We start from the raw sequence: 7,510 nt of genomic DNA, 5'->3' as shown, positions 1-7,510 counted from the left end.
GGCGGCCTTCAGCGCCCGGATGTTGTCGGCATAGGCGGGCGGGCCGCCCCGGAACACCGCCGTGCCCGCGACCAGGGCGTCGGCTCCGGCGGCGACGCAGGCCCCGGCGTTGGCGGCGGTGACCCCGCCGTCGACCTGCAGGTGCGCCTTCGATCCCGCGGCGTCGAGCAGGGCGCGGGCGCGTTCGATCTTGCGCAGGGTGGAGGGAATGAAGGACTGGCCGCCGAAACCGTGATTGACCGACATCAGCAGCACCAGATCGACGAGGTCGATCACCTCCTCCAGCACCGTCAGCGGCGTGCCGGGATTGAGCACCACGCCGGCCTTGGCCCCCAGCTGGCAGATGCGGCCGAGGGTGCGGTGCAGGTGGGGCCCGCTCTCGGGATGGACGGTCAGATAGTCCGCCCCGGCCTCGCGATAGGCCTCCAGCCAGGGATCGACCGGCGCGACCATCAGATGGACGTCGAACGGCAGGGTCGTGTGTGGGCGCAGCGCCTTCACCACGTCCGGGCCGAGGGTGATGTTGGGCACGAAATGGCCGTCCATGACGTCGACATGGACCCAGTCGGCGCCGGCGGCCTCGAGGGCGGCGACCTCCTCGCCCAGGCGGGCGAAGTCGCTGGCGAGGATGGAGGGGCAGATCAGGGGGGCGGGCATGATCCGGGGATAAGGCGGGTCGCGGGCCGTAGCAAGGCGCGGCCCGGGTTTCGGCCGACGCCGGCTGCGGCTACGCTTGGCCCATCGCCCCATCGGACCCGCAGAAGACACATCATGAGTGAACACCTCGCCACCGTCGAATGGAGCCGGAACGGCCAAACCTTCTCCGACAACCAGTACGACCGCGCCCACGACTGGCGCTTCGACGGCGGCGCGGTGGTGCGCGGCTCGCCCGCGCCGTCCAGCGTGCCGGCGCCGATGTCCGACCCGGCGGCGGTCGATCCGGAGGAGGCGCTCGTCGCCGCCGTGTCCAGTTGTCACATGCTGTTCTTCCTCGCCTATGCGGCCAAGCGCGGGTTCGTCGTCGACCGCTACCGCGACGACGCCGTCGGCGTGCTGGGTCGGGACGACCGCGGCCGGATGTCGATCACGGCGGTCACCCTGCGGCCCGAAGTCGTCTTTTCGGGCGAGGCGCGGCCGGACGCCGCCGCCCTGGACGACCTGCATCACCGCGCCCACGAGGCCTGCTACATCGCCAATTCGATCCGGGCCGCGATCACCATCGAGCCGCGCTGAACGAACCGCCGGTCAGCCGTTCACAGTCCGGAACAAATGAGGCACAAGGCGGCGATGCCCGCCGACTCAACCCTGCTCGCCGCCCCACCGTCCCTGGCCGATGCGCGCGCGACGCTGGAGCGGGTCTGGGGCCATACCGACTTCCGGGGGCGGCAGGCCGAGGTGGTCGCCGAGGTCCTGGCCGGCCGCGACGTGCTGGCGGTGTTGCCGACCGGCGGGGGCAAAAGCGTCTGCTACCAGATCCCGGCCATGCTCCGACCCGGCCTGGGGCTGGTGGTCTCGCCGCTGATCGCCCTGATGACCGATCAGGTGGAGGCGCTGAAGCAGCAGGGCGTGGCGGCGGCCCGGCTCGATTCCGGCGTGTCTCTGGACGACCGGTCCGAGATCTGGCGCGCCGCCCGGGCCGGGGAGCTGGACCTGCTCTATGTCTCGCCCGAGGGACTGGCCCAGCCGCACCTGATAGACCGGCTGCATGACCTGCCCCTGTCGCTGATCGCCATCGACGAGGCGCACTGCGTCTCGCAGTGGGGACACGACTTCCGGCCGGACTACCGGACCCTGGGCCGGCTGGCGGAACTGTTCCCCGGCGTGCCGCGGATCGCGGTCACGGCGACCGCCGACGCCCGCACCCGCGAGGACATCGTCCGCTCACTACGGCTCGGCGAGGCTCGGATCGTGGTCGACAGTTTCGCCCGGCCGAACCTGCAGCTGGCGGCGGTGCGCAAGGAGAACGGATCGCGGGCCCGCACCGACGCCGCCGTCATCGAACTGGTGCGCCAGCGGCGCGGCAAGTCGGGCGTGGTCTATTGCGGCTCGCGCGACGGCTGCGAGCGGGTGGCGCAGGCGCTGCGCGACGCCGGGACCAACGCCATCGCCTATCACGCCGGCATGGAGGCGCGGGACCGCGACCGCCGGCTGGAGCGGTTCCTGGCCGAGGACGGGGCGGTGATGGTGGCGACCATCGCCTTCGGCATGGGGGTCGACAAGGCCGACGTACGCTTCGTCATCCATGCCGATCCGCCGGGGTCCCTGGAAGCCTACTGGCAGGAGATCGGCCGGGCCGGCCGCGACGGCGACCCGGCCGAGGGCATCACCCTGTATGGCCCGTCCGACATCGCCTGGACGCTGCGCCGGCTCGAGGGCCGACCGATGGCGGAAGAGGTCAAGGCGGTGCAGGTCAGAAAGGCGCGCCAGCTGTTCGCCATGCTGGACGGCGCGGTGTGCCGGCCGCAGGCCGTGCGGCGCTACTTCGGCGAGGCGGAGGCGGAGCCGTGCGGCGTCTGCGACATCTGCCAGGACCCGCCGGCGATGTTCGACGCCACGGTGCAGGCCCAGAAGGCGCTGGCGGCGGTGCAGCGGCTGGGCGAGCGCTTCGGCCGGGGCCGGGTCGTCGACCATCTGCTCGGCAAGACGAAGGACGCCCAGCCCTGGGAGACGGCGCTGTCGACCTGGGCCATCGGCGCCGACACCGCCCTGCACACATGGCGCGACGTGCTCGATCATCTGATGTTCGAGGGTCTGCTGGTCGAGGACCCGAACGAGGGGAAGCCGCTGGTCAGACTCGGCGATCCCGAGGCGGTGCGGGCGGTCTACCGCGGCGAGCGGCCGATCGAGGTCCGCCGGGCGCCGGCCCGCGCGGGGGCGACGCGTGAAAGAGTGCGCACCGGACGCAACGCGGCGCTGGAGTCGATGGACGCGGACGTGCGCGCCCGGTTCGAGACCCTGCGGGCCTGGCGACGCGAGCGCGCGGCCGAACAGCGGGTGCCGCCCTATGTGATCTTCCAGGACAAGACCCTGCTGGAAATCGCCCTCGCGGAGCCGGGCGATCTGGAGCGGCTGGCCCATATTCCGGGCGTCGGTCAGACCAAATTAGACCGGTATGGCGCGGGCGTACTTCAGGCCCTCGGCCAGGCCGCCGCCTGACCCAAAACGGGTAACCGCCGTTCCGCTGGTAAGATTCGGTCAAGGTCTCGGAAGGGGGGCCTTAAACTTTCAACGTCACAGTCCGGCGGTGATCCCCAATCGCTCCCCCTCCCCGATCGACAAACTGGCCGTGGCCGTCGTCCACGAGCCCGTGCGTGCGGTCAATTCCTACGCCCCGCTGCCCGCGGGCGCGCGCGAGGAGGCGCTGCGATTCCTGCTGCAGACCGCCGCCGACGCGGGGGTCACCCTGGTGGCCACCAAGCCGGACGGCGATGGCGAGCGGCGGCTGGGCCAGGCCTGGCCCTTCCCCTCGCCCTTCCAGGTCACGGTCCGCACCGTTTCGATCACCGACGGCGTCGACCGGGTCGAGGCCCGCGCCCGCCGGTCGCTGGAGCGGCTCGGCCTGCCGCGCGGCGACACCCTGCTGGTCAACTGCGCCGGCGACCTGGCCGGGGCCGAGGGCCGCGCCCTGTGGGACCGGCTGGAGGCGCTCAAGACCCGCGGCCTCTATCGACGCATCGGCTTTCGGGCCCGTATCGATGACGGCCCGGCCCTGCTGGCGCGCCGGTTCCAGCCGGACGTCGTCGAACTGCCGATCAATTTGCTCGATCAGCGCATGCAGCACGCCGGCGTGCTGGCTGAGCTGGCCGCCCTGGGCGTCGATGTTCACGCCACTTCGGTGTTCGCCGACGGCCTGCTGTTCATCAGCGGCGAACCGCTGCCGCCGGAGATGGCCGGCCAGGCCCACGCCCTGTCGCGCATCCGCCGCCGTCTCGCCGAGGCGCGGATCGATCCAATGCAGGCCACCCTGGCCTACGCCATGGGGCTGCCGGAGGTGTCGGCCGTGATCGCCAGCGTCGCCTCGGCCGCCGAACTGCGCGCGGTCGTGGCGGCCGCCAACGCCCCGACTCCGGCCCTCGACTGGGCCGCCCTGCAGCTGGAGCCGGCGACGGTCGCCGCCGCCGGCTCGCGCCGCATCAGTAGCGCAGCCTGACCCCGACATAGCCGGAACGGCCGGGTTCTCCATAGCCGAACACCTGCTGATACCGTTCGTCGGCGAGGTTCTCGATCCGCGCCGTCAGCGTGACCGTGTCGGTCAGCGCATATGAACCGTTCAGATTGGCGGTGACGAAGGCCTCGCGGACCCCGCCGGCGTCGTCCTGATCGCTCTCGCCCCGCACGGTGAGGGCCGTCGACAGCCGTTCGCCCGACCAGCCGAGGGTGGCCGAACCGGCCTGCTCGGGGACCCGCAGCAGGCGGGCGCCGGTGGTCTCGTCGCGGGCGTCGGTCCAGGCCCAGGAGAGGTCCAGGTCGAACCCGCCGCCCAGCCGGACCCGTCCCTCCAGCTCGAGTCCGTCGGTCGCCGTCTCGGCGACGTTGACGTAATAGCTGTCGAAGGTGGCCGGATCGAAGACCCAGGTGATCTGATCCTCGACCTCGAGCCGATAGGCCGTGGCGCGGCCCTCGAAGCGCCCGTCGGACGAGGCCCAGCCGATCGCCGCCTCATGGCCGGTCGCCGTCTCCGGCCGCAGCACCGGGAAGGGTTGCGACGAGAAACAGTAGTCGCACACTGCCTGGCTGATCGACGGGGCCTTGAAGCCCGTGCCCCAGGCCGCCGACAGGGTGACGCCGCCGCCGGCGTCGAACGCCGCCGAGACCCGCCCTGTCGTCTTCGAGCCGAAGTCGTCCGTGTCGTCGAGGCGTACGGCCCCGGACAGGCTCAACCGGTCGACCGGTTCGACGCGGGCCGTGACGAAGGCCGATGTCACGCCGAAGCCTTCCGTCAGTCCGGTCGACAGGCTGCCTTCGGTCTCCTCGCGCTCGGCTCCGATGACGAAGGCGACACCCGCCGCCTCGCCGTCGGCCTGCCAGCGGTACGCCTGCCGGTCGGCCTCGAAGGTCGAGGGGAAGGCCGAAACCGTTTCGCGCCGGATGTCCGAGGCGGAGACGCTGAACTGGTGGGAGAGGCCTAAGGCCTCGAGGCGCAGCCGGCCGAAGCCGGAGCCCTGTTCGACCGTCTGGCTGTCGGCGGTGTCGGCCAGGACGAAGACTGGGGCCGGATAGCCGTCGAGCTCGACCTCGCTGTCGGTCCAGCGCAACGAGCCCTCCACGGACGCCGTCCCGCTGAAAGCGTAGCGGCCGCGGGCCCCGGCGGTGGTCGAGGCGAAGCCGTCGGCCTCGGGATTGCCGTCCGCCTCATCGGCGGCCGAGATGCCGTCGGTGTCGAACCACGAGACCCAGGCGCCGAAGCCGTACTGTTCGGTCGAGACGCCCGCCGCCAGCCGGCCGCGAACGGTGCTGAACGACCCGGCCTCCAGACCGGCGTCCAGCCCGTCCAGATCCCGGGTGGTGAAGGCGATCACCCCGCCGATGGCGTCCGAGCCCCACAGCGACGACTGCGGTCCCGACAGCACCTCGATCCGCTCGATGTCCGACAGCTCGAGTCCCGAAAAGTCGAAGGCGCCGTTGACCTCGGCCGCGTCGTTGACCGGGACGCCGTCAATCAGGACCAGGGTCTTGCCCGGCGCGGCGCCGCGCATCCGCACCTGGGCGACCCCGCCGAAGGCCCCGGAGCGGACCACCGACAGGCCGGGCACGTCCGACAGGATGTCGGTGGCGAAGACCGCGCCGCGGCGCTCGATGGTCTGGCGGTCGATGACCCGGGCGCCGGGGGTGTCGGCGACGATGGAGGTCAGGCGGGTGGCGGTGACCACGACCTCGTCCAGCGGGTCGGGGATGTCGGACCCGTCCGGGGCCGCGAGGGCCGGCAGGGGCAGGGATACGGCCGCGGCCGTGGCGAGAAGCAGGGATCGCATGGGGCGATGTCTCCGTCGTCCCCGCGCGAGCGCGTCGCGGCGACGTCAGGAAAGGGCGACCGACCCGTCCCGAAAGGAACGGCGCAAGTGTCGGGTCGCCTCGACGGATCACCGCGCCTCTGCCTGGTCCCGGGCAGTGGACGTGCGACGTCGGCGGCCAGGTCTCCTGGCTTGCGGGTCAACGATCGCGGTCCACGCCTTCCCGGTTTCCCAGTGGCGCCGGAGCGAACTCCGGATCGGACGACGATCTCGCCGCCTACAGTTGCGGGCACAGCCGCGGTGTCTGACCGCGTTCCCTAAACCGCCTGCCCGCTTGTCGCAGCGCGGCGAAGCCTGTGCAAGGGCGCCAGACGCCGCTTGAGCGCGCCCCCGCATTCCGTCACCTTGCGGCGCTCAGATGAACGCCCCCCTTGCCCATCCGCCAAAAGCCGCCGACCTGCCGTCCGCCGAAGGCGTGACGCCGGTCATGGCGCAGTTCCTGGCCGCCAAGGCCCAGGCGCCGGACGCCATCCTGTTCTTCCGCATGGGCGATTTCTACGAGCTGTTCTTCAGGGACGCCGAGATCGCCGCGGCGGCCCTGGGCATCACCCTGACCAAGCGGGGCAAGCACCAGGGCGAGGACATCCCGATGGCCGGGGTGCCGGTGCACGCGCTGGACGGCTATCTGGCGCGGCTGATCCGCCAGGGCTTCAAGGCGGCGATCTGCGAACAGCTGGAGGCGCCGTCCGAGGCGAAGAAGCGCGGCTCCAAGGCGGTGGTCCATCGCGACATCGTCCGCGTCGTCACGCCCGGCACCCTGACCGAGGACTCGTTGCTTGACGCCCGCGGGGCCAACCGGCTGGCGGCGGTGGCGATCCGCAAGGGCCGGGCGGCGGTGGCCGTGGTCGAGCTGTCGGCCGGGTCGGTCGATGTCGTCGCCTGTTCGCTGGAGGATCTGGCCGCGACCCTGGCCTCGTTCCGGCCGTCCGAGGTGCTGGTGCCCGACCGGCTGTTCTCGGACGAGGCGGCGAAAGCGGCGCTGGACGGGTCGGGCGGGGTGGTCCAGGCCCTGCCGCAGGCTCTGGCCGAACCGGTCGGCGCGCGGGCCCGGGTCGAGCGGTTGTACGGCGTGGCCTCGCTGGACGGCTACGGCGCCTTCGAGGAGGGCGAAGTCTCGGCGCTGGGACTCATCGCCGCCTATCTGGAGACCACCCAGGCCGGCAAGATTCCGGCCCTGTCTCCGCCGCGCCGCTCGGGCGACACCGGCTTTCTGGCCATCGATCCGGCGACCCGTCTCAGCCTCGAGATCGACCGCACCCAGCGCGGTGAACGCGAGGGGTCGTTGCTGGCCTGCATCGACCGCACCGTGACCTCGGGCGGGGCGCGGGCCCTGGCCGAGCGGATCGCCCGGCCGCTGCGGGATCCGGTCGCCATCAATCACGGACTGGACGCGGTTGAATGGCTGCTGGAGCGGCGCGACCTGCGGCGCAACCTGCGCGACGGGTTGAAGGCGGCGCCGGACGTGGCCCGGGCCGCGTCCCAGCGCCAGCCGCGACACG

The 7,510-nt window shown here is 72.0% G+C and carries 5 protein-coding genes, 1 pseudogene and 1 riboswitch; of the genes and pseudogenes, 4 read left to right on the top strand and 2 right to left on the bottom strand.

The genetic code is table 11. The features are described from left to right. The coding region (gene rpe, locus RDU12_RS09930; protein WP_308684541.1) for a ribulose-phosphate 3-epimerase at positions 1 to 657 on the bottom strand (657 nt) is incomplete at its 3' end. 114 nt (positions 658 to 771) lie between these two features. Here rpe and RDU12_RS09925 point away from each other — a divergent pair. The 3 genes from RDU12_RS09925 (at position 772) to RDU12_RS09915 (ending at position 4,150) form a co-directional block, all read left to right on the top strand. Beyond that, positions 772 to 1,233: an OsmC family protein gene (locus tag RDU12_RS09925; protein WP_300292790.1), complete on the top strand. Its 462-nt coding sequence runs from the start codon at positions 772 to 774 to the stop codon at positions 1,231 to 1,233. Positions 1,234 to 1,287: 54 nt separating this feature from the next. Continuing rightward, entirely contained in the window at positions 1,288 to 3,156 is a 1,869-nt protein-coding gene (recQ, locus tag RDU12_RS09920; protein WP_308684540.1) for a DNA helicase RecQ, read from the top strand. Between the two features lie 88 nt (positions 3,157 to 3,244). Beyond that, positions 3,245 to 4,150, top strand: coding sequence for an aldo/keto reductase (locus RDU12_RS09915; protein ID WP_300293445.1), 906 nt, complete (start codon positions 3,245 to 3,247; stop codon positions 4,148 to 4,150). Here the strand turns inward: RDU12_RS09915 and RDU12_RS09910 are convergent. Beyond that, positions 4,134 to 5,972, bottom strand: a complete 1,839-nt coding sequence (locus tag RDU12_RS09910) for a TonB-dependent receptor domain-containing protein (RefSeq protein ID WP_308684539.1) — start codon at positions 5,970 to 5,972, stop codon at positions 4,134 to 4,136. The two genes, RDU12_RS09915 and RDU12_RS09910, sit on opposite strands and share 17 nt — an antisense overlap. Positions 5,973 to 6,131: 159 nt before the next feature. Continuing rightward, positions 6,132 to 6,271: riboswitch (cobalamin riboswitch) on the bottom strand. Between the two features lie 98 nt (positions 6,272 to 6,369). Here RDU12_RS09910 and RDU12_RS09905 point away from each other — a divergent pair. Next, a pseudogene (locus tag RDU12_RS09905) lies at positions 6,370 to 7,510 on the top strand (DNA mismatch repair protein MutS); the annotation flags it as partial.

Origin of the sequence: Brevundimonas sp., assembly GCF_031082345.1 — a bacterium.
Classification (GTDB): domain Bacteria; phylum Pseudomonadota; class Alphaproteobacteria; order Caulobacterales; family Caulobacteraceae; genus Brevundimonas.
The sequence above is the reverse complement of the archived record's forward strand: the minus strand, read 5'-3'. Positions and strand labels throughout refer to the sequence as shown.